Annotated in this window: 27 protein-coding genes and 1 riboswitch; of the genes, 13 read left to right on the forward strand and 14 right to left on the reverse strand. The window is 69.7% G+C overall.

The genetic code is table 11. The annotated features are described in order from the left end of the window. Positions 1–33: 33 nt before the first annotated feature. The 5 genes from SACAZDRAFT_RS22985 (at position 34) to SACAZDRAFT_RS11080 (ending at position 1591) form a co-directional block, all read left to right on the forward strand. Complete coding sequence (locus SACAZDRAFT_RS22985) at positions 34–183, forward strand: hypothetical protein (RefSeq protein ID WP_157606996.1); 150 nt, start codon at positions 34–36, stop codon at positions 181–183. After that, positions 180–398 carry a hypothetical protein gene (locus SACAZDRAFT_RS11065; protein ID WP_005441613.1) on the forward strand — a complete coding sequence of 73 codons (219 nt, stop codon included), beginning with the start codon at positions 180–182 and terminating at the stop codon, positions 396–398. The genes SACAZDRAFT_RS22985 and SACAZDRAFT_RS11065 overlap by 4 nt, the downstream gene beginning before the upstream one ends. After that, positions 395–721 carry a hypothetical protein gene (locus SACAZDRAFT_RS22465; RefSeq protein ID WP_005441616.1) on the forward strand — a complete coding sequence of 109 codons (327 nt, stop codon included), beginning with the start codon at positions 395–397 and terminating at the stop codon, positions 719–721. Before SACAZDRAFT_RS11065 ends, SACAZDRAFT_RS22465 begins: the two co-directional genes overlap by 4 nt. Beyond that, the gene (locus SACAZDRAFT_RS11075) at positions 714–1001 is read left to right on the forward strand and encodes a hypothetical protein (RefSeq protein ID WP_005441617.1); all 288 of its coding nucleotides are present in this window, start codon (positions 714–716) and stop codon (positions 999–1001) included. The genes SACAZDRAFT_RS22465 and SACAZDRAFT_RS11075 overlap by 8 nt, the downstream gene beginning before the upstream one ends. Positions 1002–1099: 98 nt before the next feature. Next, positions 1100–1591 (forward strand): hypothetical protein, encoded by a 492-nt coding sequence (locus SACAZDRAFT_RS11080; RefSeq protein WP_005441618.1) that lies wholly within the window; start codon positions 1100–1102, stop codon positions 1589–1591. Between the two features lie 3 nt (positions 1592–1594). Here SACAZDRAFT_RS11080 and SACAZDRAFT_RS11085 read toward each other — a convergent pair whose 3' ends face one another. The 5 genes from SACAZDRAFT_RS11085 to SACAZDRAFT_RS11105 all read right to left on the reverse strand — a co-directional run bounded on the left by SACAZDRAFT_RS11085 (position 1595) and on the right by SACAZDRAFT_RS11105 (position 8563). Next, the gene (locus SACAZDRAFT_RS11085) at positions 1595–2941 is read right to left on the reverse strand and encodes a DUF2252 domain-containing protein (RefSeq protein WP_005441620.1); all 1347 of its coding nucleotides are present in this window, start codon (positions 2939–2941) and stop codon (positions 1595–1597) included. Positions 2942–3063: 122 nt separating this feature from the next. After that, positions 3064–5352: a 5-methyltetrahydropteroyltriglutamate--homocysteine S-methyltransferase gene (gene metE, locus SACAZDRAFT_RS11090; protein WP_005441622.1), complete on the reverse strand. Its 2289-nt coding sequence runs from the start codon at positions 5350–5352 to the stop codon at positions 3064–3066. A 136-nt stretch (positions 5353–5488) separates the two neighbouring features. Further along, a riboswitch (cobalamin riboswitch) is annotated at positions 5489–5727 on the reverse strand. 444 nt (positions 5728–6171) lie between these two features. After that, positions 6172–6861, reverse strand: coding sequence for a hypothetical protein (locus SACAZDRAFT_RS11095; protein ID WP_005449426.1), 690 nt, complete (start codon positions 6859–6861; stop codon positions 6172–6174). A 67-nt stretch (positions 6862–6928) separates the two neighbouring features. Continuing rightward, on the reverse strand, positions 6929–7729 hold the full coding sequence (locus SACAZDRAFT_RS11100; RefSeq protein ID WP_005441628.1) for an SDR family oxidoreductase: 801 nt from the start codon (positions 7727–7729) through the stop codon (positions 6929–6931). 54 nt (positions 7730–7783) lie between these two features. Next, entirely contained in the window at positions 7784–8563 is a 780-nt protein-coding gene (locus SACAZDRAFT_RS11105; protein WP_005441629.1) for a coiled-coil domain-containing protein, read from the reverse strand. Between the two features lie 117 nt (positions 8564–8680). Here SACAZDRAFT_RS11105 and SACAZDRAFT_RS11110 point away from each other — a divergent pair, with 117 nt between their 5' ends. Beyond that, positions 8681–9910 (forward strand): DUF445 domain-containing protein, encoded by a 1230-nt coding sequence (locus tag SACAZDRAFT_RS11110; RefSeq protein WP_005441630.1) that lies wholly within the window; start codon positions 8681–8683, stop codon positions 9908–9910. Here the strand turns inward: SACAZDRAFT_RS11110 and SACAZDRAFT_RS11115 are convergent. The 3 genes from SACAZDRAFT_RS11115 to SACAZDRAFT_RS11125 are packed head-to-tail and all read right to left on the reverse strand — an operon-like array spanning position 9861 to position 12635. Further along, on the reverse strand, positions 9861–10775 hold the full coding sequence (locus tag SACAZDRAFT_RS11115) for a metal ABC transporter permease (protein ID WP_005441631.1): 915 nt from the start codon (positions 10773–10775) through the stop codon (positions 9861–9863). The genes SACAZDRAFT_RS11110 and SACAZDRAFT_RS11115 overlap by 50 nt on opposite strands. A 52-nt stretch (positions 10776–10827) precedes the next feature. After that, on the reverse strand, positions 10828–11655 hold the full coding sequence (locus tag SACAZDRAFT_RS11120; protein ID WP_005441632.1) for a metal ABC transporter ATP-binding protein: 828 nt from the start codon (positions 11653–11655) through the stop codon (positions 10828–10830). Then, entirely contained in the window at positions 11652–12635 is a 984-nt protein-coding gene (locus SACAZDRAFT_RS11125) for a metal ABC transporter solute-binding protein, Zn/Mn family (protein ID WP_005441634.1), read from the reverse strand. The genes SACAZDRAFT_RS11120 and SACAZDRAFT_RS11125 overlap by 4 nt, the downstream gene beginning before the upstream one ends. Positions 12636–12799: 164 nt before the next feature. Between SACAZDRAFT_RS11125 and SACAZDRAFT_RS11130 the strand changes: the two genes are divergently transcribed. From SACAZDRAFT_RS11130 to SACAZDRAFT_RS11145, 4 genes are read left to right on the forward strand one after another with little or no spacing between them, the layout of a single operon-like run. After that, positions 12800–13900, forward strand: a complete 1101-nt coding sequence (locus SACAZDRAFT_RS11130) for a LacI family DNA-binding transcriptional regulator (RefSeq protein WP_005441636.1) — start codon at positions 12800–12802, stop codon at positions 13898–13900. A 59-nt stretch (positions 13901–13959) separates the two neighbouring features. Next, complete coding sequence (locus SACAZDRAFT_RS11135) at positions 13960–14451, forward strand: beta-class carbonic anhydrase (RefSeq protein WP_005441637.1); 492 nt, start codon at positions 13960–13962, stop codon at positions 14449–14451. A gap of 26 nt (positions 14452–14477) precedes the next feature. Beyond that, entirely contained in the window at positions 14478–15359 is an 882-nt protein-coding gene (locus tag SACAZDRAFT_RS11140; RefSeq protein WP_005441638.1) for an HhH-GPD family protein, read from the forward strand. A 60-nt stretch (positions 15360–15419) separates the two neighbouring features. Further along, entirely contained in the window at positions 15420–16361 is a 942-nt protein-coding gene (locus SACAZDRAFT_RS11145) for a peptidoglycan recognition protein family protein (RefSeq protein ID WP_005441639.1), read from the forward strand. A 55-nt stretch (positions 16362–16416) separates the two neighbouring features. On the opposite strand, the gene SACAZDRAFT_RS11150 is transcribed toward SACAZDRAFT_RS11145, so the two are convergent. Together SACAZDRAFT_RS11150 and SACAZDRAFT_RS11155 are read right to left on the reverse strand one after the other, a co-directional pair. Then, a complete protein-coding gene (locus SACAZDRAFT_RS11150; RefSeq protein WP_005441640.1) occupies positions 16417–17145 on the reverse strand; it encodes a TetR/AcrR family transcriptional regulator in 729 nt (242 codons plus the stop codon). Positions 17146–17455: 310 nt separating this feature from the next. Beyond that, positions 17456–18244, reverse strand: a complete 789-nt coding sequence (locus tag SACAZDRAFT_RS11155) for an alpha/beta fold hydrolase (RefSeq protein ID WP_005441641.1) — start codon at positions 18242–18244, stop codon at positions 17456–17458. Positions 18245–18256: 12 nt separating this feature from the next. On the opposite strand from SACAZDRAFT_RS11155, the gene SACAZDRAFT_RS11160 reads away from it, so the two are divergent. The 3 genes from SACAZDRAFT_RS11160 to SACAZDRAFT_RS11170 are packed head-to-tail and all read left to right on the forward strand — an operon-like array spanning position 18257 to position 20841. Continuing rightward, positions 18257–19678 (forward strand): M1 family metallopeptidase, encoded by a 1422-nt coding sequence (locus tag SACAZDRAFT_RS11160; protein WP_005441642.1) that lies wholly within the window; start codon positions 18257–18259, stop codon positions 19676–19678. Positions 19679–19716: 38 nt separating this feature from the next. Continuing rightward, entirely contained in the window at positions 19717–20025 is a 309-nt protein-coding gene (locus SACAZDRAFT_RS11165) for an antibiotic biosynthesis monooxygenase family protein (protein ID WP_005441644.1), read from the forward strand. Further along, positions 20026–20841: an SIR2 family NAD-dependent protein deacylase gene (locus SACAZDRAFT_RS11170; protein WP_005441646.1), complete on the forward strand. Its 816-nt coding sequence runs from the start codon at positions 20026–20028 to the stop codon at positions 20839–20841. It abuts the gene before it with no gap. Position 20842: 1 nt separating this feature from the next. Here SACAZDRAFT_RS11170 and SACAZDRAFT_RS11175 read toward each other — a convergent pair whose 3' ends face one another. From SACAZDRAFT_RS11175 to SACAZDRAFT_RS11190, 4 genes are all read right to left on the reverse strand, one after another. After that, positions 20843–21859, reverse strand: a complete 1017-nt coding sequence (locus tag SACAZDRAFT_RS11175) for an endonuclease/exonuclease/phosphatase family protein (RefSeq protein WP_408638069.1) — start codon at positions 21857–21859, stop codon at positions 20843–20845. A 140-nt stretch (positions 21860–21999) separates the two neighbouring features. Continuing rightward, complete coding sequence (locus SACAZDRAFT_RS11180; RefSeq protein WP_005441650.1) at positions 22000–24549, reverse strand: ATP-dependent Clp protease ATP-binding subunit; 2550 nt, start codon at positions 24547–24549, stop codon at positions 22000–22002. A 437-nt stretch (positions 24550–24986) separates the two neighbouring features. Then, positions 24987–25259 carry a hypothetical protein gene (locus SACAZDRAFT_RS23770; RefSeq protein WP_040927742.1) on the reverse strand — a complete coding sequence of 91 codons (273 nt, stop codon included), beginning with the start codon at positions 25257–25259 and terminating at the stop codon, positions 24987–24989. Positions 25260–25711: 452 nt separating this feature from the next. Then, entirely contained in the window at positions 25712–26293 is a 582-nt protein-coding gene (locus tag SACAZDRAFT_RS11190; protein ID WP_005441651.1) for a TIGR03086 family metal-binding protein, read from the reverse strand. Positions 26294–26364: the final 71 nt, after the last annotated feature.

Raw genomic sequence — 26364 nt, forward strand, 5'->3', positions numbered from 1 at the left:
CCGAGGCGGGACCACTCGCCCGATGCTGCCCTCATGAGCTGGATCAACGGATCATGCAGCACGCCGAGCCACGATTACCGATGCGCGCCGGACGGCCGCGTTGTGCATGACGAGGAAGTCGACGGCCGGGCCGACGAACAGGCCGCGGCCAGCCGCGAGTCCGACGAGGGTGGCCCGCAATGATCGGCCAGGATCGCGAGTTGCTGGCTCGCCTGAGTCGCGTGAACGCCGGCATTGGTGAGATCACCCTTGCCCTGCTGCACGCCCAGGACGGCGGCGAACTCCCCGCCGATGGGCTCCGCGAGATTGGTCAAGCCCTCCGCGCGCTTGGTTGCGACATGATCGCCCGCGCCGACGAGATCGAGTGGACTCCGGTGATCGAGGGGGCCGCCCGGTGACCCATGCCCACCTCACCCAGCATCAGTGGCATCTACTGGTCGACACTGTCGCCGAGTTCTGCGATGCCACCGGCGGCACCCGCGAAGACCTGCACGACCGCGCCGCCGGAATTCTCGACATCGCCAGTCCGCCCGAGTGGACGCCGATCGTCGACGACGGACCGGCCCGCGAACTCTGGTGCCATATCTACGAAGTTCTTGGTGCGTTGGCGCATCTCGCGGACGCCGCACCACACGACATCCGCCACCTTCACGCCGTCGGCCGCCAGGTCGCCGACCTCGCCCACCGCATGGTCACCCACCGGGAACCCACCCATGTATGACGCGCCTGTCGCCGTGCTCCGCCCTCCCGAGTGCGCCTGCCCGCCCACCACACGACTGTGGGCACTCGACAGCCACGAACCCGCCACCGACATCCTCCCCGCCGTGGTGGATGACCCGCCGACCGCCGAGCTGCACCTCGGCCTGGTCCCGCAGTGGCCGACTGTCGACCCCGACGACGAGGCCGCCGCCGAAACACGGTGCGTGCTGCGCCGCCACTACGCCACCGACACCGCCACCCTCGACCGCCTACTACGCGGATTGCAACGGCTCGTGGCGTAGACCTCCGCCGGTGCGAGTTGAGCAGTCCGCACTCGCAACCCCCGCCCCGTACCGGCCGGACCCCACACGCGAGCAACACCCGACGAAGCCACACCCCCGTGCGGAAAGGCTGGATTACCGTCTGGGGTAGCGCCGCCGCGTTCCTGCTCGGCCTCGCCGTCGGCGCCGTCGGTGACAGCAAGGCGACCAAGGTCGTCACCGAGCAGGTCGAAGTTCCCGGAGAGATCCCCGGGGAGCAGCGGGAGGCCCTCCAACAGCGGGAGGCCGAACTCGACGAGCGCAACATCGAACTCGACGAGCGCAGCACCGAACTCGACGCCCGGGAGGCGGCCCTTCAAAAGGAGGAGCAGGAAGTCGCTGCCAACACCATCGGCGAAGGGGTCTGGACCGTCGGGGTGGACATCGAGCCCGGCACCTACCGCGCCACAGACGTGAGCTCGATGTGCTACTGGGAGATCCGCCAGACCGGTGTCACCGGGTTCGAGGGAGTGATCAACAACGGCCTCCCGGGTGGCGGCAACCCCTCGGTGACCTTGTCGGAAGGCCAGGACTTCCAGACGAACCGCTGCGGTGAGTGGACTAAGCAGTGACCCTCACCAGGCCACCGACGACTGCACTCCCGGGATCTCGCCGCCACGGAAGGCGTTGACGAAAAGCCGGTGGTCCTCGCGCGTCTGCACGGCGTAGCGCATGCCGAACTCGGTCAGCGACCGCACGAACTCCGTGTCGTCTCGTCCCACCGCCTCGGCGATGGCCTGCTCCACCTGAAACGTCACGAGCGTCTGCTTCGAGTCGGCATCGGCCACGCAATGCATCTTCGCCGTCGCGCGGCCGAGGTAGTCGAGCACGGAAGCCATGTCGGAGGGCTCGGTGAGGTCCGACCAGTCGAGGTCCTGGACGTAGGGCGACAGCTCCGACACCACGAATCCGGTACCGCCGATCTCCGTGTGGCCGAGCCACGGATCGGCGTGCGCCTGCAACGCGCGTTGTGACACGGCGGTGCGGTGCCCGTGGTGCCGGAAGTACCGGTGGATGCGCTCGTCGGGCACGATACGGCTGGGCGCGGCCACGTTGCCCTGCTTCATCGACAGCACGACGTCGTTCTCCAACGCCTGGGTACGGCCCTCCACCAGAACGTTGTACGCGGGCAGCCCGGCCGAGCCGATACCGAAGCCCTGCCGCCCGACGATGTCCTTCACCTCGTACGTCAGGCTTCCGAAGCGCTTGTTCTCGGGGATCGTGCGTAGGTACTGGCCGAAGGCGCGCGTGGCGGCGGCGTGTTCGGCCTCGTCCAGCTCTCGCACCCCGGCTCCGCGCCGGAAGCGCCGGTCGTGACCGTCCACCACCGTGAGGTGCTCCAGCAACTCCACGCGCGTCTTCATGCGGGCGTCCAGGAGTACCTCGTGCACGATTCCGTCGGTGGTGTCGAGCTGCAGCCGGTACTTCTGGTCACCCGGGTGCTCGGCGAAGTGTCGCACCTGGGAGAGATAGGCGCGCAGGTACATCTCGGCGAGCCGCCGGATACCGTTGTCGGAGACGGCCTTGTTCCACGCCAGCAGTGCCACGCTCGCCACGAGCCTGCGCAGGTCCCACGTGAAACTGCCGAGGTATGCCTCGTCGAAGTCGTTGACGTCGAACACGAGCACGCCCGAGGAGTCCATGTACGTGCCGAAGTTCTCGGCGTGCAGGTCACCCTGGATCCACACCCGGCCGGTGCGCTCGTCCGCCCACGGGTCGTCGACGGCGGCCATGTCGTGGTAGAAGACGCAGGCCGCGCCCCGGTAGAAGCTGTAAGGGTCGGCCGCCATCTTGCGGAACTTCTTGCGGAACGCCGCCGGGTCGGCCCGCATCAGCTCGTCGAAGGCGTTCACCAGCACGTCGACGATCTCCGCGCGCCGCTGATCGCTGTGTTGCCGCACCTGTGCCACCGGGTCACTCATGGGGCACCTCGCGCTCGTCGGAGGGGCCGTTGCCTTCTCAAGCCTCACACGCGCGGAACCGGCCCGCAGGGTCAGCGCCCGCGCCGCCACCGTCCCATCCAGTGGCGGCGCGGGAGCCCCTGCTATCCCAGCGTGCGCCGCACCTCGGTGGCCGCGGCGACCAGGTTGCGCAACGCGGGCTCCACCTCGGCGTAGCCTCGGGTCTTCAGCCCGCAGTCCGGGTTCACCCACAGCCGTGGGGACGGCACCGACGCCAGTGCGGCCCGCAGGAGTTCGACGATCTCGGCCATCTCCGGCACCCGCGGGGAGTGGATGTCGTACACGCCGGGCCCGACTCCGCGCGCGAATCCGGCGGCCCCCAAATCGCCCAGCACCTCCATCCGCGACCGCGCGGCCTCGATGCTGGTGACGTCGGCGTCGAGCGCGGCGATCGCGTCGATGACGTCGCCGAACTCCGAGTAGCACAGGTGCGTGTGCACCTGCGTGCTCACTCGTGCACCCGACGTGGCCAGCCGAAACGCCTCCACGGCCCAGTCCAGGTACTCCTTGTGCCGGTGGGCCCGCAGCGGCAACAGCTCCCGCAGCGCTGGTTCGTCCACCTGGATCACGCCGAGTCCCGCGGCCTCCAGGTCGGCGATCTCGTCGCGGATGGCCAGGGCCACCTGCTTCGCCGTGTCCGCGAGCGGCTGGTCGTCACGCACGAACGACCACGCCAGGATCGTCACCGGTCCGGTCAGCATGCCCTTCACCGGCCGGTCCGTGAGGCTCGCCGCGTACGCGGCCCACTCGACGGTGATGGGTTCAGGCCGGGACACGTCGCCGAACAGGATGGGCGGGCGCACACAGCGCGACCCGTACGACTGGACCCAGCCGTGCTCGGTGTCCGCGAAACCGGCGAGGTGCTCGGCGAAGTACTGCACCATGTCGTTGCGTTCGGGCTCGCCGTGCACGAGGACGTCGAGCCCCAGCTCCTCCTGCAACCGCACCACCCGCTCGATCTCCGCGCGCATCCGGCTGGTGTAGGTGGCGTGGTCGATACCGCCTCGGCGCAGGGCGGCCCTGCTCCTGCGCACATCGGCGGTCTGCGGGAACGATCCGATGGTGGTCGTCGGCAACGGTGGCAGCCGCAGCGCCTCCTGCTGAGCCTCCCGGCGGACGTCGTAGTCGGTCCGGCGGGTGTCCTGAGGCCGCAGCCCCGCCAGGCGACGCCTGACCTGCTCGTCTCGCACCCGTTCGGCGTTCACCCGGTCGGTGACCACTCGCCGAGCCGCGGCGAGTTCCTCGGCCACCGCGTCGCGCCCCTCGCGCAGTGCCCTGCCGAGGACGACGACCTCGTGCACCTTCTGCCGCGCGAACGCCAGCCACGAGGCCACCTGCGGGTCGAGGTTCGGCTCCGCTTCGACGTCGTAGGGCACGTGCAGCAGCGAACACGACGTGCTGACGGCGACCTCGCCCGCCAGGCCGAGCAGTGTGGCCGCCGTGGTGAGGGCACGGTCGAGATCGGTGCGCCAGACGTTGCGGCCGTCGACCAGTCCGGCCACCAGCGTCTTGTCCCGCAGGCCCGGCAACGCGGCCAGTGAGTCCAGGCCCGGGTCACCGGCCACGAAGTCGACTCCCACGGCCTCGACGGGGGCGTCCGACAGGATCTCCAGTGCCTCCCCGAGGTCACCGAAGTAGCCGGCAACGAAGAGCTTCGGACGCTCGGCCAGCGAGCCGAGCGAGCGGTACGCCTCGCGGAGTGCCGCGAGTTCGGCTTCGGTGCGGTCGGTGGCGAACGCTGGCTCGTCGAGCTGCACCCATTCCACACCGGCACGGGCGAGTTCGCGCAACAGTTCGGCATAGGCGTCGACCAGTTCGTCCACTGTGTCCAGCGGACGGAATCCGGGAGCCGCTTCGGAATCCGATTTGGACAAAAGGAGGAACGTCACCGGACCCACCAGCACGGGCCGGACGGGAATGCCGAGCTCGTCGGCCTCCCGAACCTGCCCCAGCACACCGTGGTCGGCGAGGAAGAACCGCGTGTCCGGCCCGATCTCCGGCACGAGGTAGTGGTAGTTGGTGTCGAACCACTTCGTCAGCTCCAGCGGCGGCGTCGACTCCACGCCCCTCGCCATGGCGAAGTAGGTGTCGAGTGGGCTCAGTCCCAGGTCCGCGTACCGGCGGGGCACGGCTCCGAAGGTCACCGCCGTGTCGAGTACGTGGTCGTAGAAGGAGAACGTGTTGCCGGGTACCGAGTCGAGTCCGGCCTGGCGCAACGAACGCCAGGTGTCGGCACGCAGGTCGCGAGCGATGTCCCGCAACTCGGCCTCGCTGATGCGCGACGCCCAGTAGTTCTCCAGCGCTCGTTTGAGTTCCCGGTTCGGTCCGATCCTGGGATAACCGAGTACGGTCGATCCGATTGTGCTGGTCAAGGCTCTCTCCTCGCGAGCTCGACGGCGGCACCGGACGTGCGACGGCGGCCTCGCAGGCGAGCGGGTGGCGACGCGACGTCGCCGAACCACTCGTCCGCCGGGGTTGCCCGCGAACGCCCGGAGGTCACGCACACCGGCGGTGTGCGCACCGGTGGCAGGTCTTCGGACTCGCGGGCACGACCCGGCTCCCACCCGGGGCTCCTACTGACCGTCGCTTCCCAGGCCGTGTGGCCCAGTGCGTTGGAACCGGTCGAGCGACCGGCCACGGCGTTCGTTCCCACTCACCGCTGCGGGGCAGTCCCGGATTCCCACCGGGTTCCCTCTTGCCTCGCCCACCGCCTCGGCGGAGGACGAACCACCAGCGCGTCTCACTGTAGTGACGGCATGGTGCTCGACAAGGGAACCCGACCGAGCGGTTCGCCTGCCCGGCCGGCCGCCGCCCGTAACACTGTGTGCTTTCGTTCCGACAAAGTGTCGAACATCACCTCGACCGCCGCCCCGCGGCGCGGAAACGGAGGAACGGATGGGCCGTCGCAAGCGCAGACAATCCCGAGCTGGCTCGGATCCGCTCATCCGCCACCGCGACAGGATCGCATCGCTGGAACATCGGATGGCCGGGCTTGCCACTTCCGAGAAGCAGCGACAGCAGGCCAACGCCATTCGCACGGAGATTCACACGGTTCTCCTGAATCTGAAGCACGTTCCGCGCTCGCCGTCCCGGGAGGAACGGGAGCGCAGAAACCAGTCGACCTCGGTCTACACCGTCAGTGGTGGCCTACCCGGGCTGGGTAGACGCCGCTGACGTCCCCGAGGCCGCCTTCACGCCTCCGGCTCGTCCGGCACGAACGCGAGCTGGTCGGGGTGGAAGGCGTCGCGGCGGGGCGGCGGCAGCCAGGCCTCGGGGCGGCTGCTCTTCTGCCTGCCGAGCTCGGCGAAGTTCAGCGGCAGCGAGAGGTCGGCGTGGTAGACGGCGGCGTCGCGGACCGGTTCCATCGCCAGATCGGCCGGTTCCATACCGACGCCGACGGCCACGAGGTAGGCGTCGTCGAGCGCGGTCGAGAACGCCGCCCAACCGCCCGCGAAACGCCAGACCCGGGCCCTGACCTGCGCTCCCTCGATGCGCCACCACACGATCGGCCACTCGGCATAGCGGCGGGCCTCCTTCTCCGCATGCTCGACGAGCGCGGGAATGAGGCCGTCGGGCCTGGTCACCGAGCCGTCGGGCAACGTGACGTTGATGGCGCCGAAGGCTCCGCTGAACGCGACCTCCACGAGCGGGTCCTTGCCGTTCGGGCACATGACCGCCTCGTAGCGTGCCTTCGGCAGGGTGCCGACACGCACGCCGCTGTCCGAATCGGGTCGCCGGTGCCCGAGCCACAACGCCCAGGGCGGTGTACCGGGCAGCCCCTCGAAGAAGTCCACCCAGCGTGCACCGTGGAAGCTCTCGTCGAGGCCGTACACCTGGAAGTCGACGACCGACGATGTCTGTGGGACGGCGTTGGAATCCACTCGACGATAGTGCACCGTCGGCGCAGGTCCGGCAGCTCGATGTCACCCGCGGCAGGGGGCCGCGGCGTCACGGCTGCCAGCGTCGGAAGCCGCCTTCCGCGTCCACGACGTTCGCCGTGATCGTGGCCGCGTCGCCGCTCAACAGAAGCGACACGACCGCGGCGGCCTCCGAGGGGCTGTTCCAGCGCCCCCGCGGAAGCCGGTCGGCGACCGCGGAGGTCAGGTCCTCGTCGGCCCACCCCGTGTCGGTCGGGCCGGGATTCACGGTGTTGACCGTGATGCCGTCGTCGACCAGCGCGTCCGACAGGGTCCACGTGAGCTGGTGCAACGCTCCTTTCGTGGCGGCGTAGGGGACTTCCGAGGCCATGGGTGCCAGGTGCTGCCCGGAGGTGAACAGCACCAACCGGCCCGACCTCGGCTTCGGGTCGGCCTCCCGGTACTGGCGCGCGAACGCCTGCGCCAGGAGCAACGTGGCCCGCACGTTCACCGCCCACGTCAGGTCGAGTTCGGTGGCGCTCACCTCGTCGAGGGTCGCCACCGAACTCCGCGCGTGGTTGGCGATCACCGTGTCAATCGTGCCGAAGCGCGCCCTCGCGGCCCGAATAACCCGTTCGGGTGCGGACGGGTCGGCGAAGTCGGCCTCCAGGTGCCCGAGTGCGTCCGAACGCGACTCGGCATCGTCGTCACCGCGGGCGAGCTTCGCGAGGACTCCGTCGATGCCGCGCGGATCCGCTCCCCACGGCTCCGTCGCGTCGTACGGCGACCAGGACTGCACGAACACCCGGTGCCCGTCGTCGAGCAGCCGGCGCGCGATGGCGAACCCGATGCCGTTGCTTCTGCTGACCCCGGTGACGAGCACGGTACGCATGATCGGCACTCTCACCCCATCCCTCGGTCCACGGCAACCGAGTCTCGGCTTCGATCAGACCGGTTGCTTCTCGGTGCTCCCGGCGCCGTCCTGGGCCTCGATCTCCTCCGGACTCGGGTCGGAACCCAGGCGCTCGACCGCGTTCTGCAACGCCGACTGGGTCGCGGAGAGCCGCTCGTACACCGCCGACCGCAGCTCGTACGCCTCCTTGCGCAACGCCCTGGCCTCGGCGAGCCTGCTCTCGGCGTCGCTGATCATCGCCTGGGTCCTCTCCTCGGTGGTCCGCGTCAGTTCCGCGGTCTCCTTCTCGGTCTTCTCCCGTTGCGCGGCGAGCTCCGCCTCGACGGTCGTGCGCAGTTCCTCCCGCTGCTCCTCGGCCTCCTTGTCGAGACGTTCCCGCTCGGCCGACGCCTCCGCGGCGAGCTTCTCCGCCTCCGCCTGCGCCCGGGTCCGGGTCTTCTCGGCGTAGGCGTCGGCAGCGGCGCGGATGTCGGCGGCCTCCTTGTCGGCCTTCGCCTTCAGCTCCCCGATCTCCTCCTCGGCGAGCTGCATCATGGTCTTGACCCGTTCGGTCATGGCGGCGGGTCCGGCGGGGTCCTCCACCATGCGGGCGAGCGCGTTCTTGGTGTCGCTGAGTTCCTTCTGCGCGTAGCTCAGCGCTTTCGTGAGTTCGGCGACCGACGCCGTGGCCTCGTCGCGGTGTCGCGCCGCGTTGGCGAGTTCGGCGTTCAGCTTCGCGATGTGTTCGTCCACCTGGGTCTGTTCATAGCCGCGGAAAGCGGTCGCGAACGGCGTGGTCGTCGCCTGTGTGGGGGATGCCTGCGCTTCAGCCATCCGGCCACCATAATGAGTCCGGGTTGCGTCTCCAACCTTTCACGCGCCGTTTCCGGTGGATCAACCACCGCGCGCGTCGAATGACGGAAAGCGCGCCCGCCGACGGAAGGGGTCGCGGTGGAAGCTGTTCTCGACGATCTCGCCGGGAACTGGCTGCTGTACACGGCGATTCCCGTCGTGGCGGCGCTGATCGGGTACGTCACCAAGCGCGTGGCCATCGAAATGATGTTTCGCCCGATCGAGTTCATCGGCGTCAAGGGCACTGTCCTCGGTTGGCAGGGTGTGGTGCCCCGCCACGGGGGCCGGATGGCCGCGACCGCCACGGATCTGCTCACCAAGAACGTCCTCGACGTCGTCGACGTCTTCGCCCGGATCGACGCGGACCGGCTCGCCAGGGAGATCGAGCAACCGCTGTTGAGGGCGGTCGACGACATCACCCGCGAGGTCCTCGGCGAGCAGCATCCCGGCTTGTGGGAGCGGCTGCCGCCGATGGCTCGGGACCTCGTCGTCAAGCACATCCAGGCGGGCACGCCCCGGCTGGTGCGGCAGGTCGTGGACGAACTCCGCGACGGCGTCGCCGACATCCTCGACGTGCGGCAGATGAGCGTGCAGCGGCTCACGCGCGACAAGAAGCTGCTCGTGAAACTGATCCGTGAAACGTCCCGACCGGAAATGGCGTTCATCGCCCGTTCGGGTATTTATTTCGGCTTTCTTCTCGGCATCGTTCAGTCGATCGTGTGGGCGATGACGAAGAACCCGATCGTCATGCCGATCTTCGGTGCGGCCATCGGGTTGTTCACCGACTGGCTGGCGATCAAATTGATCTTCGTTCCCCGTGATCCCGTCCGGCTGCCGGGCGGTCTTCTGCTGCACGGCATGTTCCAGCGCCGCCGTGCCGAGGTCGCGCGGCAGTACGGCGAGATGATCGCCGGCGAGCTCCTCACCGTGGACAACGTGCTCGACACCCTCCTGCACGGGCCGCGCTCCGACCGGCTCAGGACGATGATCCGCAAGCTCGTCGCCGAGGCGGTCGACGAACAGGCCGAGAACGCGCGCCCCCTCGTCAACGCGACGATCGGGCCCCAGCGCCTCGACCGGATCAAGCGGTCGGCGGCGCAGAAGGCGATCGAGCGGCTGCCGGACACGCTGCAGCACGCGAAGAGCTACCTCTCGCGGGCGATGAACGTGGCCGACCTCGTGGAACAGCGCATGATCCGGATGACGTCCACCGAGTACGAGAACCTGCTGCGGCCCGCGTTCCGTCAGGACGAGTGGAAACTCGTCGCCGTCGGCGGGCTCATCGGGTTCCTGGTCGGGGAGCTCCAGGTTCTGGTGATGCTGCACTGAGCGCCTCGCCGCTCGACCCGCCGTTCACGCCCGCCGCTCGGCCGCGCACGTACTCCACGACCCGGCACACGAGGTAGATCGCGAACGAGATGGCCGTGACGAAGAAGCTGACCGGCGCGCCCGGGGCCAGCGACAGCACAATCCCGCCGAGCGCGGCCAGTTCGGCGAACACCACCGCCAGGATCGTGGCGCGCAGCGGACTCGCCGTGACCCGCGCGGCGGCGGCCGCCGGAGTCACCATCAACGCCACCACCAGCAACGCGCCGACGATCTGCACACCGAGCGCCGTGGCCACGCCGATGAGGACGGCGAACAGCGGAGCGAGCCACCCACCGGGCACCCCGCGAGCCGTCGCCACCGCGGGATCGACACTCATGAACAGCAGCGGCCGGTAGACGACGGCGAGCACCACGAGCACGACGACCGCCGCGATCAGCAGCACCGTCACGTCGGTCGGTTCGATGGCCACGATCTGCCCGACGAGGATGCCGAACTTGTTCGAGGCGCGTCCCGGGTAGAACCACAGCAGCAGCACCCCGAGGCCCAGCCCGAACGCGAGGATCACGCCGATCACCGAGTCCCGATCGGACTCCCGGCCCCCCAGAAGTCCCAGCAGGAGCGCGGCCACCACCGCGCCGGCGAGCGCCCCGTAACCGACTCCGACACCGAGCAGCAACGCGGCGGCCGCCCCGGTGAAGGCCAGCTCGGCCGTGCCGTGCACGGCGAACGACATCCGCCGCATCACGATGAGCGGGCCCAGCGCGCCCGCCACGAGCCCGAGCACGGCCGCCGCGAGCAGTGCCGTCTGCACGAAGTCGAAGCCCAGCAGCTCCAGCGTCAGGTCGAGATCGAAAAGCTTGTCCATGTCAGCGCCTTCGAGACGAGGTGGGTTCGGGTCGGATGCGGATCGGCGCCGGTCAAGGGTGGTGCACTTCGTCCTCGCACAACGCACTCTGCGCTCCCGCCACGTGGATCTGCCCTCCGACCCGGACGACCTCGATGCGCGAGCGGTACAGCTCGGACAACGTCGACGACGTCATCACCTCGTCCGGCGTCCCGACGCGGAACTGCCCGTCGACGAGATAGAGCACCCGGTCGACGTAGGGCAGGATCGGGTTGATCTCGTGGGTCACGAACAGCACGGCCGTGTTCGCCTCACGCCTGCGCTCGTCGATGAGCTCCGCCACGATCCGCTGGTGCGCCAGGTCGAGGGAGGCGAGCGGTTCGTCGCACAGCAACACGTCCGGCTCTCCGATGAGGGCCTGGGCGACGCGCAGTCGTTGCTGCTCCCCGCCGGAGAGCTTGCCCACCGGCGAGTCGGCGTAGCGCTGGGCCCCCACGGCCTCGATCGCCTTCTCGATGAGGTCCCTGCGCCGCCGCAGGTTGCGCAGGCCGAGCCCCCACCGGTGCCCGTCGAGGCCGAGCCCCACGAGGTCGCGGCCCCGCAGCGTCAGACCGTCGTCCATGGCTCGCTGTTGCGGCACGTAGCCGACCCGTTCGTTGCCCGTGCCGGGTCGCCGCCCCGCCACGGTCACCGAGCCCGCGCTCAGCTCCTGGAGACCGAGCAGCACGCGCAGGAGGCTGGTCTTGCCCGAGCCGTTGGGGCCGAGTACCGCGAGGAACTCGCCCGGGGCCACGTCGAGGTCGAGCCCCGACCACAACGTCCGATCACCGAACCGCAGCGCCGCTCCGCGGATGTCGACGGCGGCCTGCGCGGTGACCACGTCCACCTGCTCACCGCTCACGCGTCCAGTGCCTTCGCGAGTGCGTTCACCTGTTCACTCATCCAGGAAAGGTAGTCGGTGTGTCCCTCCGGGAGGGTTTCGGTGACGTCGACGACCGGGGTTCCCGCCTCCTGCGCGGCCGCGACGACCTTCTCGGTCGCGGGCGTGGCGGTCTGGGTGTTCCGCACCACGGCGTCGACCTCCCCGCCTACCAGCTCCAGCATGCGCTGCTGGGCCGCGACGGGCACGTCGGTCTCGTTCTCCACGGCGGAGGCGAACTCGTGGGGGGTGACGTCCTCCAGGCCGGCCTCCGCGATGAGGTGCTGCGCGATCGGCTCCGTGGCCGCGACCTGGGCTCCACCGTGCCGCTCGGCGAGGTCGGCGATGTCGCGCTCCAACTCGTCGAGACGCCCGGTGAACTCGGCGGCGTTGTCGGTGAACGTCTGCTTCTGCTGCGGCAGGAGCTCTCCCAGCTCGGCCGCCACGCGGTCGGCGACCGCGGACACGACCGGCAGGTCGTACCAGACGTGCTCGTTGCTGTGATCATGGTCGCCGCCGTGGGCGTGCTCGGCGGATTCGGCCTGGCCATGCGCGGAGTCGTCGGAATCGCCGGTGCCGTCATCGCCGGTGCCGTGCGCCTGGTCGACGGCCACGACCGCGGGCGCGTCGGCGTTCTCGGCGAGCCGGGGGAAGAAGTCGTCGTAGCCGCCGCCGTTCCAGACGAGCAGCTCGGCCGAGGCCACCTCGGCCGCGTCGGCCGCCCCCGCCTGGTACGAGTGCGGGTCGGCGGCGGGATCGTCGATGATCGACGTCACGTCCACGTGGTCGCCTCCGACCGCGGAGACGACACTCGCCCAGACGTTGGTGGACGCGACGACGTCGACGACGTCGTCGGAATCGTCGGCGCCGCCCTGGTTTCCGCTGCAGGCAGACAGCGAAACCGCGAGGCAGACCGACAGGGAGACACCGGCGATCGTGCGCCGACGGCGGGTGTCGTGCATCGGGAACCCCATCCCGTTGTTGGAAATGATTATCGATAACACTGTACCGGAAGGTCGAGCCGATCACCCACCGGTCGAGTGAATCGACCCGATACGCACAGCAACCATGTGACGCACGCTGGCCGCGCCTTCTGTCCACGGTTCTGAACCGTTACGGTTTGTTCATGAACCGGCCGATGCGAACCAGGCGAGGTGCGACGTTGGCGTCGCTCGCCGCTGAACTGGGCGTGTCCAGGACGACCGTGTCCAATGCGTACAACCGGCCGGACCAGCTGTCTCCGGAGCTGCGCCGCCGGGTCCTGGAGACCGCACGCCGGCTCGGTTACCCCGGCCCCGACCCGGTGGCCAGGTCACTCCGCACTCGCAAGGCAGGCGCCGTCGGACTGCTGTTGACCGAAAATCTCTCCTACGCCTTCCGCGACCCCGCCGCCGTCGGTGTCCTCGAAGGTCTCGCGCTCGCCTGCGAGGACGCCGGTGTGGGCCTTCATCTCGTTCCCGCGAGCCCAGGCCGGGAGGAGGTCGCCGCGGTGCACCGCGCGGGCGTGGACGGCTTCGTCGTCTACTCCGTGCCGGACGACGACCCGCACCTCGCGGCCGTTCTCTCGCGCCCGGTTCCCACCGTGGTCGTCGACCAGCCCCGGCTCGACGGCGTCGACCGCGTCTCGCCCGACGACGAGACCGCCATCGTGCGGGTGGCCGAGCACGTCGTCGGCCTCGGCCACCGCCAGATCGGCGTGCTCTGCATGCGCCTCGGCCGCGACCGCAACGACTCGTTCGCGTCGCTCGACCGCCAGAAGACGGCGCACTACCACGTGCAGCGCACGCGTCTCGCCGCGTTGGCGAGGACGTTCGAGGCCGCCGGGGTCGACTGGAACACCGTGCCGGTCGTCGAACGCTTCGACCACACCGTCGACGACGGCGCCACCGCCGCCCGGCAGCTGCTCGACGCGCACCCGCGGGTCACCGCGCTCATCTGCACATCCGACATCCTCGCGCTCGGCGCCCTCGCCGAAGCGGGGCGGCGGGGCCTCCGCGTCCCCGCGGACCTCACGATCACCGGCTTCGACGGGATCGCCGAGGCGTCCCGAGCCGGACTCACCACGGTCCACCAGCCCGTGCTCGAGAAGGGGCGCGCGGCGGGCAAACTCCTGCTGGAGGCGGGCGATCGGGTGAGTCCCAAGGTCATCACGCTGCCCACCGAACTGCGGGTCGGCACCACGTCGGCGCCGCCGCGCACCGCCGAGGAGCAGTGGTTCGGTCCCTGACCGCGCTTCACGGCTCGCGCATTCTCGTCCACCCGCTCGCCGGCACAAGTGAGAGGCTCATGACCGCGATCGACGAACTCTTACACCGCAACCGCGCCCTCGGCAACGTCGTCCCAGGTGACCGGTCGACGCCTCGCCCTTCGTTGCAGGTGGCCATATTGACCTGCATGGACGCGCGCATCCGCGTGTTCGAGATCTTCGGGCTGCTGCAGGGTGAGTCGCACGTGCTGCGCAACGCGGGCGGAGTCGTCACCGACGACATGATCCGATCGCTGTCGCTGTCCCAGCGCAAGCTCGGGACGCGGGAAGTATTGATCGTGCAGCACACCGACTGCGGGCTCAACACCGTCACCGAGGACAGCTTCAAAGACGAGCTGGAAGAGGCGAGCGGCATGCGGCCACCGTGGGCGGTGGAGGCGTTCCGCGACGTCGACGCCAACGTGCGGCAGTCCGTCGAGCGAGTTCGGCGCAACCCGTACCTGCTGCACACGGATTCGGTGCGCGGTTTCGTCTACGACGTGAAGACCGGGGAGCTCCGCGAGGCCGTGTGAGCCGGCACGGCTAGCCTTGTCGACCGATGTCCATCGACGCCGAGACGCTTCTCGACTGGTTCGACACCTCCGCCCGCGATCTGCCGTGGCGACACGCGGACTGCACGCCGTGGGGTGTGCTGGTCAGCGAGATCATGTTGCAGCAGACGCCGGTCGCCCGAGTGTTGCCCGTGTGGCAACAGTGGCTGGAACGGTGGCCCACGCCGTCGGCCCTCGCCGCGGCCACGCAGGGTGAGGTGGTGCGGGCGTGGGGCAAGCTCGGCTACCCGCGGCGCGCGCTCCGACTGCACGCCGCCGCCTCGGCGATCGCCGAGGACCACGGCGACGAGGTTCCGGCCGACGTCGACACGCTCCTGGGGCTGCCCGGCATCGGCGCGTACACCGCGCGGGCGGTGGCCGCCTTCGCTTTCGGTCGACGCGCGCCGGTGGTGGACACCAACGTTCGTAGGGTGGTTGCCAGGGCCGTCCACGGTGCCGGCGAAGCGGGTCCGCCGTCGACGAAACGGGACCTCGACGACGTCGAGAAACTGCTTCCCGACGGGCCGGACGAGAGCCGGGCCGCGCGCTTCTCGGCGGCCCTGATGGAGCTGGGTGCCCTGGTCTGCACGGCCCGCAATCCCCGTTGCGGCGCCTGCCCGATCGTGGCCGCGTGCGCCTGGCAAGAGGCCGGACGACCTGCGTATACGGGCCCGACGAGGCCGACCCAACGCTACGGCGGCACCGATCGCCACGTCCGCGGTCTGCTGCTCGACGTCCTGCGGGGCACCACCGGACCGGTCGCGAAAACCCTCCTCGACCAGGCCTGGCCGAAAGCCGGTCAACGTGACGCGTGTCTCGCCTCGTTGTTGGCCGACGGACTGGTGGAACAGACCACCGACGGCCGCTTCGCACTGCCCGGCGAGCATTGACAGAATTCCGGGTTCGGTTGGCAAGATCCTCACCTCACCGCCTGCGAGGGAGAGATCACCATGGCCCGAAAGCCCGTTTTCGATCGTCGCACCCTGTTGGTGGGCGGTGGCCTCGCCGTCACCGCCCTCGGAACCGCGCTGGCCGGTAGCGCGAGCGCCTCCCCCGACCGGACTCGCCCGGTACGCCCGGTGGAGGCGCCGAACATGTACGGCACCGCCGACTGGGGAGCCCGCCCTCCCGCCGAGCCCGTCACCCTGCTCAACCACAAGCCGACCTACATCGTCGTGCACCACACGGTGGAGCCCGGCAACACCGACGACTACTCGCTCGACCGCGCTTTCGCCATCTCCCGCAGCATCCAGAACTTCCACATGGACTCCAACGGCTGGATCGACAGCGGCCAGCAGTTCACCATCAGCCGTGGCGGGTTCATCACCGAAGGCAGGCACCGCAGCATCGAGGCGCTGCGCGGGGGCATCCAGCACGTGCTCGGCGCCAACGTCGCCAACCGCAACAGCGAAGTGATCGGCATCGAGAACGAGGGCCTCTACATGGAGGTCGACGTGCCGCAGACGCTGTGGGATTCGCTCGTCGCGCTGGTGGCGTACATGGCGGCGCAGTACGGCGTGAGCCCGGACCTCATCCGCGGACACCGGGACTTCAACTCCACCGCCTGCCCCGGCGACGTCCTGTACGCGCGCCTGCCCGAACTGCGGGAAGCGGTGGCGGCCCGGCTCGGTGTCCCGCTGCGCCAGCCCGAGCCGACACCGCTGCTGCGTCCCGGCGACGTGGGCGAGGACGTGCGGCTGGCTCAGCGTCGACTGCGCGCCCAGGGCTACGACGTGCTCGTCGACGGCGTGTTCGGCGACACCACCCGCGACGCGGTGGCGGCCTTCGCCGAGGACAACCGCATGGCCGAGCCCACCTGCCGGGCCTGCGCCGAGGCCGACGAACGCGGCTTCCTCGGCGTGGACCTGTGGGAACGACTCGCACACCGGTGACGCACACGGGCCGGGTCGTTTCCGTCGGGCGGCCCGGCCCCCTCCCACATTCCCGTCAATTGCGCTCGGAGGACGCCGGGGGCTCGTAGGAAATGCCCAGGCGTTCGCAGATCGCCCGGCACATGCGCTCGTGCATGACGCTCAGGTCGGGAAACGGCGTGCTCAGCAACCCGAACACGTCGAAGGAGATCGAGGCGTAGATGTGCGACCAGCACTCGATGAACACGAGAATCGCGCCGAGCGGCATCGGATCCAGCCGGACGACGGCACGATACGTCTCCAGCTGTCGCAGCAACCCGGGTTCGAGCTCGTCCTCCCCCGGCACCTCGAACGGCTGCTGCTGCCACAGCTGCAGGTACCGCTCGCCGAACGCACCGCCCACCGCGGCCGTCCAGGCCTCGGTGATCTCGCGGCGCATGTGCCCGGCCACCGGGGGCGGCGCGGCGAAGACGAAACCGAACTCCGCCCGGTGCTTCGTGGCCCAGGCCGTGAAAGCCCTGATCATGGCCGTGATCTGCCGGTCGGGGCACTCGTCGGGGAACACCGCGGCGGCGGCCCGGAGGCGGCCCACGAGTTCGGCGACCAGGTCGTCGGCCAGCGCGAGGAGCAGGTCGTCCCGGCTGCGGTAGTAGCGGTAGATCGCGGGTGGCGTGATCCCGACCTCGCGGGCGATGGCCGCGAGGGTCACCGCGTCGATGCCACCGGCCACCAGGAGTCTCCGCGCGGAACGACGAAGATCGCGGTCCAGCGCGGCTCGTAGCCGCTCCCGCCGAGTCGTTGCCACCACACCTCCACTGCCGCAGGCAGCATACGCGAGCACCGATGACATCGACACACTCGTCTGTTATTCTCGCGCCGGACAGTTAAGGGCCTTAACTGCAAAAACTCCGTTCTCGCACGGGAACGGTGGCGACCGAGGGGCTTCCCGCGGTCGCGAACGAGCGTCTCTCCTACGCCGCGGCTCGCGGCATCGCACTTTCCGACCCTGTGGAACCGACCGGACGAACCGGTCGAGCGTGGCCGGGCCGCTGAGGGGACGGCCCGGCCACGCGAGTGACGCCGTCACCGGAGCACCGCGACCCGAGCCGCTGTCCCTACCGGCCGTCGACTCCGCTCGGCGTACCGGACAGGAACGCCTCCACCGCTCCCCGGTAGGCCTCCGACCGGTCGTGGTGCACCACATGCCCCGCACCGGCCACCACGACGTGCCGCCCGTGCGCGGCGCGCTCGGCCATCTCGGCCTGCTGCCCGGCCGGCATGCTGGTGTGTTCGGCCTCGACGACGAGCAGCGGGCACCGAACCGCCTCCAGGTACGACCAGTAGTCCCGCTCGCCCCATTCCGTGGCGATCGCGTACAGGTCCTCCAGGTCGGCCAGCAAGTGGTAGCCGTCGTCGCGTTCCTCCACGCACTCGACGAAGTAGTCGCCCAGGCCACCGAAGAACTCGGAGACGTGCGCCAACGACCGGAAGGGCACCGGCCAGGACTCGAAGTACGCCCGCCACACCTCCACGGTCTTGCCGCGCTGGTCGGGGGCCATGTCCTCGACCACCACGGCGTCGACCAGGTGCGGATGCCTCGCCGCCGCCACCCACGCGTGCAGCCCGCCCATCGAGTGCCCGATCAGCACCGCGGGGCCGGCGTCGAGCTCCTCGACCAGCTGCGCGACGTCGTCGGCGAACTCCTCCGTCGTCCACGAACCCCGCCGCCGCGCCCGGCCGTGCCCTCGCGCGTCCAGGCCGACGACGTGCCCGTACGCCGTGAGCCACCGCGACACCCGCCACCACGTCGTCGCCCGCCCCATGAGCCCGTGCAGCAGGACGATCGGCCTTCCACTCCCCCCGAAGTCGACAACACTGGGAGCGAGGGAAGATCGAACCGGCATTAGGCTTTCTCCATGGTCGACCGCCGTGCCTGGGTGGCAACGCTGTGTGGGCTCGCCTGCATCGTAGCCGCGTGCAGCGCTCCCGAAGATCACCCCGAATCCGCGCCGACACCGGCGCCCGGGGCCGCGGGCATCGGCGACGACTACTACCCCGAGGCGGGCAACGGCGGCTACGACGTCGACCGCTACGAACTCGACATCCGCTACGACCCGGACGGCGGGCACCTGACCGGCGACACCACCGTCGTCGCGCGGGCCTCCCACGACCTCTCCCGGTTCAACCTCGACCTGCGGGGCTTCACGATCACCTCCGTGGAGGTGGACGGAAAACCCGCCGAGTTCACCCGCGAAGGCGCGTCCGAGCTCGTCATCACGCCGTCGGCACCGGTCGACCGGGGAAGCGAGTTCCGCACCCGCGTGCGGTACGAGGGCGAGCCGGTGGTCGCCGACCGCGGGCAGCTGGGCGGCAACGGCTGGTACCACACGCCCTCCGGCGGCGCGTACGTCTTCGGTGAGCCCGAATCGGCGTCGTTCTGGTACCCGGTCAACGAACATCCGCGCGACAAGGCCGCGTTCCGGCTCTCCGCCAGCGTGCCGGAAGGCTGGACGGCCGTGTCCGTCGGCGAGACCGGCGAGGCCACCACGAAGGACGGCTGGACGACCACGACCTGGACCGAGGACACCCCGGTGGCCAGCTACCTCACGATGTTCGCCGTCGACCGGTTCGAGGTGGAGACGAGCTCGCTGGCGGACGGCACGCCCGTCCGCAACGCCTTCGCCCCCGGCGCCGACGACGCCCGCGACGAGGCCGCCCGCACCGCGGAGATCGTCGAGTTCCTCGAATCCCGCTTCGGCGACTACCCCGCGAGCACCGCCGGTGGCGTCTACCTCGCCACGAACCCGGGCTTCGCCCTGGAGACGCAGGGGACGCCGACCTACCCGATCGACCCGAACCCCGAGCTGCTCGTGCACGAGCTCGCCCACCAGTGGTACGGCAACTCCGTGTCGGTGCACTCGTGGGCCGACATCTGCCTCAACGAGTGCTTCGCCAGCTACACCACCTGGCTGTGGGCCGAGGAGAAGGAGAACGCCGACCTCGACGCCCGGTACCGCACGCGGATCGAGTCGATGCCCGACGAGCTGTGGGCACAACCTCTCCACGACATGGGCGAGGGCAACGAGTTCGGCGCCGTGTACGAGAAGGGTCCCGTCGCCGTGCACGCCCTGCGGCTGCGCCTCGGCGACGAGGCCTTCGGCGAGCTGCTCCGCCGCTGGCCCGCCGAACACGCGAACGGCAACGCCCGGTGGGAGGACTTCGAGCAGTTCGCCGAGCACGTGTCGGGGCAGGACCTCGACGAGTTCTTCCGCGCCTGGTTCCGCGGCGACGAACGTCCCGCCGACGAACACCTGCATCCGAAGCCCGCTCGCGGCTGAACAGCGGCCGCCGCCGAACCCCGACTACCGTGTCGGGTATGGCAGTCGTGAAGATCAACGCGATTTCCGTTCCCGAGGGAGCGGGTCCCGAACTCGAGAAGCGCTTCGCCGCCAGGTTGCACGCCGTCGACAGCCAGCCCGGGTTCCTCGGGTTCGAGCTGCTGCGGCCGGTCTCCGGCGACGACCGCTACTTCGTCTACACGAAGTGGGAGTCGGAGGAGCACTACCAGGCCTGGGCCAACGGCCCGGCCCGCGAGGCGCACGGCGGCAACCGGGGCAAGCCCGTGGCCAGCGGGGCGAACCTGCTGGAGTTCGAGGTCGTGCAGAGCTCCGGTCCCGCGTCGTAGATGCGTGAGCAGTACCTGCGCGCGGCCGAGCTGATCTCCTCGGCCGACGCGCTGCTCGTGTGTGCGGGCGCGGGCATGGGCGTGGACTCCGGGCTGCCGGACTTCCGCGGCGACGAGGGCTTCTGGCGCGCCTACCCGCCCTATGCCCGGCTCGGCCTGCGGTTCGTGGAGATCGCCGACCCCGAGCACTTCGCCGCCGACCCGGAGCTCGCGTGGGGCTTCTACGGGCACCGCCTCGACCTGTACCGCGAGACACGGCCGCACGACGGGTTCACCATCCTGCGGAAGTGGGGCGAGAACAAGCCCGGCGGGGTGCACGTGTTCACCTCGAACGTCGACGGCCAGTTCCAGCGGGCGGGCTTCACCGACGTGGCGGAGGTCCACGGCTCGATCCACCACCTCCAGTGCCTCGCGCACTGCGGTGCCGGGATCTGGCCGGCCGACGACGTCGTCGTGGACATCGACCCGGAGTCGATGCGGGCCCGGCCTCCGCTGCCGTCCTGCCCGGACTGCGGCGCACTCGCGCGGCCGAACATCCTCATGTTCGGCGACTACGACTGGGTGCCGGACCGCTCCCAACGGCAGCTCGACGAGTTCACGGCGTGGCGTCGAACCCACCGCTCGATCGCGGTCGTGGAGCTCGGCGCGGGCCGGGCCATCCCCACGGTGCGCAGGCAGGCCGAGCTGGCGAGCGCGGCGAACGGCAACCTCGTGCGCATCAACCCGAGGGAACCGGAGGTGCGGCACGGCCGGGGCGTCTCGCTGCCCGTCGGCGCGCTGGAAGCACTGACGATCCTCGACGAGCTGGTGGCCTGACTCAGGCGTCCGCGCTGCGCTGGGGCAACCGCACCGTCGTCACGACCGCGCGGTGATCACTGGCGCCCACGTCGACCGCGGCGAAGTCGAGGACGGCCGCGGCCTCGTCGACGAGCACGTGGTCGAGCGTCACCGGAGGCCCCAAGCGTCGACGAGGCCACGTCGTCACCAGCGCCTCACCCGTGCTCTCCGCCGCGTCGACGTACCCCGCGTCGAGCACGTCCCGGAACGCGGCGTGGTCGAGCGTCGCATTGAAGTCGCCCGCCAGCACGCGCACAGCACCAGTCGGGTCGGCTGCCGGTAGCGCCGCGAGATCCGAGCGCCACCGCGTCGCGTCGGTCACGGGCGGAAGGGCGTGCACGGCCACGACCTCCACCGCCGTGCCGTCCGGCAGCGACATCCGCGCACTCGGCTGCGCGAACACCGACGGGCCGGAGAGGTCGAGTTCCGTCAACGGGTACCGCGCGGCGATCGCCGACCCCACGCCCGCCCCGGCCGGATACGCCACGGTGTGAGGCAGCACGTCGCCCAGCCCGGCCGCCTCCAGAGCGGCGTGCGCCGACTCGTCGAGCTCCAGCAACGTCAGGACGTCGATCTCACGTTCGCGCACGAACTCCACGACGGCCCCGGGATCGGCCTGACCGAAGTACAGGTTGAGAGCGGCCACCCGCAACAGCGGCCCGCCCGCTTCGGGCTGCGCATCGGCCAGCACCCTCGGCACGAGGGGCGCGGCGAGCGCCACCACCAGCACCGCCGACAGCACCAGGACCCCACGACGTCGCAGCACCGCCGCGATCACGGCCGACCCGACCGCGACGAGCACGACGTACGGCGTCAGGGCCAGCGCGGCCGCGGTGTAGCGATTGCCGTCGTGTCCGAACACGCCCGAGACGACCAACCGGAGCACCGCGAAAAGGGAGATTCCCACCGACGCGGTCACCAGCAGCGCCGAGGCCGGCGTTCCCGCCCGCCGCCTCGCGTCCGGGGCGCTTTCCCGAGTTTCCGTGCTCGCCACCACACCAGCCTTGCAGAGCCCGCCCTCCGGCCCCTGCGCACCTCCCTCGCTCGCAGTGGTTTCCACCCCGGACACGCCGAAGGGCCCTCGCGCACATCGCACGAGGGCCCTTCGAGACGGTCGTTCAGTTGTCGGTCAGGCGGTCACTCCTGCTCCGGCTCGCCCTCCTCGCTGCCCGCGGCAGCGATGCTCACCGGCGGAGCGTCGGGCACGTCCAGCGGCTTCGGCTCGCCACGGAAGGTGAACTTCGCCTTGTCATCCTGGGCGTCGCCGATCTCCCAACCCTCGACGTCCACGATGATGATCTGACCGGCCTGGACCTCGCCGAACAGGATCTTCTCGGACAGCTGGTCCTCGATCTCCCGCTGGATGGTCCTGCGCAGCGGTCGCGCACCGAGCACCGGGTCGAAGCCCCGCTTCGCGAGCAGAGCCTTCGCCCTGTCGGTCAGCTCCAGAGCCATGTCCTTGGCCTTGAGCTGCTCCTCCACCCGCGACGCCATCAGATCCACCATCTGGATGATCTGCTCCTGCGTGAGCTGGTGGAAGACGATGATGTCGTCGATCCGGTTGAGGAACTCGGGCCGGAAGTGCTTCTTCATCTCCTCGTTGACCTTCTGCTTCATCTTCTCGTACCGACCGGTCTCGTCGGAACCGGAAGAGAAGCCCAGGCTCACGGACTTGGAGATGTCCTGCGTGCCGAGGTTCGAGGTGAAGATCAGCACCGTGTTCTTGAAGTCCACCGTGCGGCCCTGGCCGTCGGTCAGGCGACCGTCCTCCAACACCTGCAGCAGCGTGTTGTAGATCTCCTGGTGGGCCTTCTCGATCTCGTCGAAGAGGACCACGGAGAACGGCTTGCGGCGCACCTTCTCGGTGAGCTGGCCGCCCTCCTCGTAGCCGACGTAGCCCGGAGGGGCACCGAACAGCCGCGAGGCGGTGTAGCGGTCGTGGAACTCACCCATGTCGATCTGGATGAGCGCGTCGTCCTCACCGAACAGGAAGTTGGCCAGCGCCTTGGACAGCTCGGTCTTACCGACACCGGACGGGCCGGCGAAGATGAACGAGCCGGACGGGCGCTTCGGGTCCTTCAGGCCGGCCCGCGTACGGCGGATGGCCTGCGACACGGCCTTGACCGCGTCCTCCTGGCCGATGATCCGCTTGTGCAGCTCGTCCTCCATGCGGAGCAGACGCGTGGTCTCCTCCTCGGTGAGCTTGAACACCGGGATACCGGTCCAGTTGGCGAGGACCTCGGCGATCTGCTCGTCGTCGACCTCGGCGACGACGTCCAGGTCACCGTCCTTCCACTGCTTCTCGCGCTCGGACTTCTGGCCGAGCAGGGTCTTCTCCTCGTCGCGCAGTCGAGCGGCCCGCTCGAAGTCCTGCGCGTCGATGGCCGACTCCTTCTCCCGGCGCACGTCGGCGATCTTCTCGTCGAACTCGCGCAGGTCCGGCGGCGCGGTCATCCGGCGGATGCGCATCCGCGCACCGGCCTCGTCGATGAGGTCGATCGCCTTGTCCGGCAGGTAGCGGTCGTTGATGTACCGGTCGGCGAGCGTCGCCGCGGCCACCAACGCCGAGTCGGTGATCGAGACCCGGTGGTGTGCCTCGTAGCGGTCGCGCAGGCCCTTGAGGATCTCGATGGTGTGCTCCAGCGACGGCTCGCCGACCTGGATCGGCTGGAACCGGCGCTCCAGCGCGGCGTCCTTCTCGATGTACTTGCGGTACTCCTCGAGCGTGGTCGCGCCGATGGTCTGGAGCTCACCACGGGCCAGCATCGGCTTGAGGATGCTCGCCGCGTCGATCGCGCCCTCGGCCGCACCCGCGCCGACGAGCGTGTGCAGCTCGTCGATGAACAGGATGATGTCGCCGCGGGTCTTGATCTCCTTCAGGACCTTCTTCAACCGCTCCTCGAAGTCACCGCGGTAGCGCGAACCGGCCACCAGCGACCCGAGGTCGAGCGTGTAGAGCTGCTTGTCCTTGAGCGTCTCGGGCACCTCGCCCTTGACGATGTTCTGGGCGAGGCCCTCGACGACGGCCGTCTTGCCGACGCCGGGCTCACCGATGAGAACCGGGTTGTTCTTGGTACGGCGGGACAGCACCTGCATGACCCGCTCGATCTCCTTGTTGCGCCCGATGACCGGGTCGAGCTTGTTCTCCCGCGCGGCGGCGGTGAGGTTGCGCCCGAACTGGTCGAGCACGAGCGACGACGACGGGGTGCCCTCGCCACGGCCCGCGCCGGCCTCGGCCGGCTCCTTGCCCTGGTAACCGGACAGCAGCTGGAGCACCTGCTGCCTGACCCTGTTCAGGTCGGCGCCCAGCTTCACGAGCACCTGTGCTGCGACGCCCTCACCCTCGCGGATGAGGCCCAGCAGGATGTGCTCGGTACCGATGTAGTTGTGGCCGAGCTGCAGCGCCTCACGCAGAGACAGCTCCAGCACCTTCTTGGCTCGCGGGGTGAAGGGAATGTGTCCGCTGGGAGCCTGCTGGCCCTGGCCGATGATCTCCTCGACCTGCTGGCGGACACCCTCCAGCGCGATACCCAACGACTCGAGCGCCTTGGCGGCGACACCCTCACCCTCGTGGATCAAACCCAAGAGGATGTGCTCGGTGCCGATGTAGTTGTGGTTGAGCATCCGGGCCTCTTCCTGGGCCAGGACAACCACCCGCCTCGCGCGGTCGGTGAACCTTTCGAACATTCCCACTCCCTCGACTGCTGCGCCGGCGGCCCGACACTCCGACCGGTTCGCTCCACCGGTGAGCTCGGCACCGTATGACCACTGTAGTAGCCGAGCACACGTTGCGTGGCTACCACTGGTGCGGATCGAACCTCATGGAGCAGGCCCTGATGCGCCGCGAGCACTCGCGGAGGACACGCTCACAGTCGACTCGTTGCTGGCTGCTGACGTACGGAACAACGAAGCGCCCCGCGAGGGAATTCCGGTGGGACCCGTTGTCCGCTCACCGCGAACACGCCGTTCACGGGGTGTCGCCCGCCCGGCGCGGCCGACCGGCGGTCGGGCAGGAGCACCTGCCCGACCGCTCGGACGCCTTCTCGATCACCCGGGTTCGACCGACGCGGAGCCGCCGAGGCGGCGACGCGTGATGCTCGACACACCTGGGAGGCGCGACGTCGTCACAGTCCTCGCAATGTGGCGAGGAGCGCGTCCGACACCGCCGCGGGTGTGCCCGGCCTGCGGTGGACGTGCTCGTCGGTGTCGACGAAGAGCAGCATCCGGCCCAGCTCCGACACGTCGACCAACGTGAGCGGGCGGCTCCGACGGCGGACACCGTCGACGGTGACGGCACCGTACAACTGATGCGCTGCCTCCCGGGACCACGTCAGCCGGCGGTGGAAGTCCTCGACGTCGGCGACGACGTCGGCACGAGGGACCCGGAGCGGCGTCACGGTCGCGCAGGCACTGCCGGGTGAGTTCGGCCGCGCGGTGCTCGGGCACGAACAGCCCGGACGACGTGAGAACCGGATGAGGTCCGCCGAGCCCTTCGAGACTCCACGCGTGCAGCAGAGCCGAGCGGGGCACCCGGACCGCGTGTTCGAGCACGACGCTCACCGCCTATTCGCCGATGGTGGGCGGCATGACGACATGCCGGGTCTCGGGATCACGGAGTTCGTCGCCCGCCTCGCCCCACAAGAACGCCTCGTCGGTGTCCTCGACGTAGCGGCGCTGACGGCACGCCGTCCACCCAGAACGTCACGTCCGACAACCACCCGTGGGCCGCGGTCATGCTCACCTCCGCATGAACACTCGCAAGGAGCGAACGTGCCCGGAGAGTAGCGCGTTCATCACAGGTTGACGGGAATTTGACACATTCCTGCCGGCATGGGTGCGCCCGGGCGTATCACCTGCTCCAAGCGGGGTCACGACCCGACAACCCGAGCGCTCGCTCCAGCGGAACGCCGTTGTCACTGACCGATACCTCGGGGCCGAAGATGCCGTGGCTGCGTCCCCGCGGGGCGAACTCCCGCAGGGCGAGCTCCACGGCGCGGGCCTCGGCGTCGCCACAGCGGAAGTCCACGCCCGTGGCCACCGCGAGGTCCCAGCCGTGCAGGACGAACTCGGTCACCACCATCGCGCCCAGCTGGTGAGCGGGCAGCTCCGCACCGAACACGGCCGTGCCCTCCCACGCCGACGGCGACCTCAGGGCCTCCGCCAGGCTCTCCGCCTCGGCGCACAGGTCGGCCTGCCACTCCGGGGTCACCAGGTCCGCATCGCGTTCACCACCGGTGGCGGGTGGCTGTCTGCACACGGCGGCGCGCAGCAGGGGAAGCCAGTACAGCAGGTGGTTCACCAGGTCGCGCACAGCGAAGTCGGCACACGGCGTGGGAGCGTCGAGCGTCGTGGCGGGGACGGCCTTCACCACGTCGACGAACGCCCTCGCGGCGGGGTCGACGGCACGGCGCAGTGGAAACAGGTCGGACATGTCCTCATGCTCACGACCAGGGCGGACCGCGTCTTGAACAAAAGCGACGCTGGACGTCATCGGCGGCCGTA

It is taken from the genome of Saccharomonospora azurea NA-128 (assembly GCF_000231055.2).
In the GTDB taxonomy this organism is placed as follows: domain Bacteria; phylum Actinomycetota; class Actinomycetes; order Mycobacteriales; family Pseudonocardiaceae; genus Saccharomonospora; species Saccharomonospora azurea.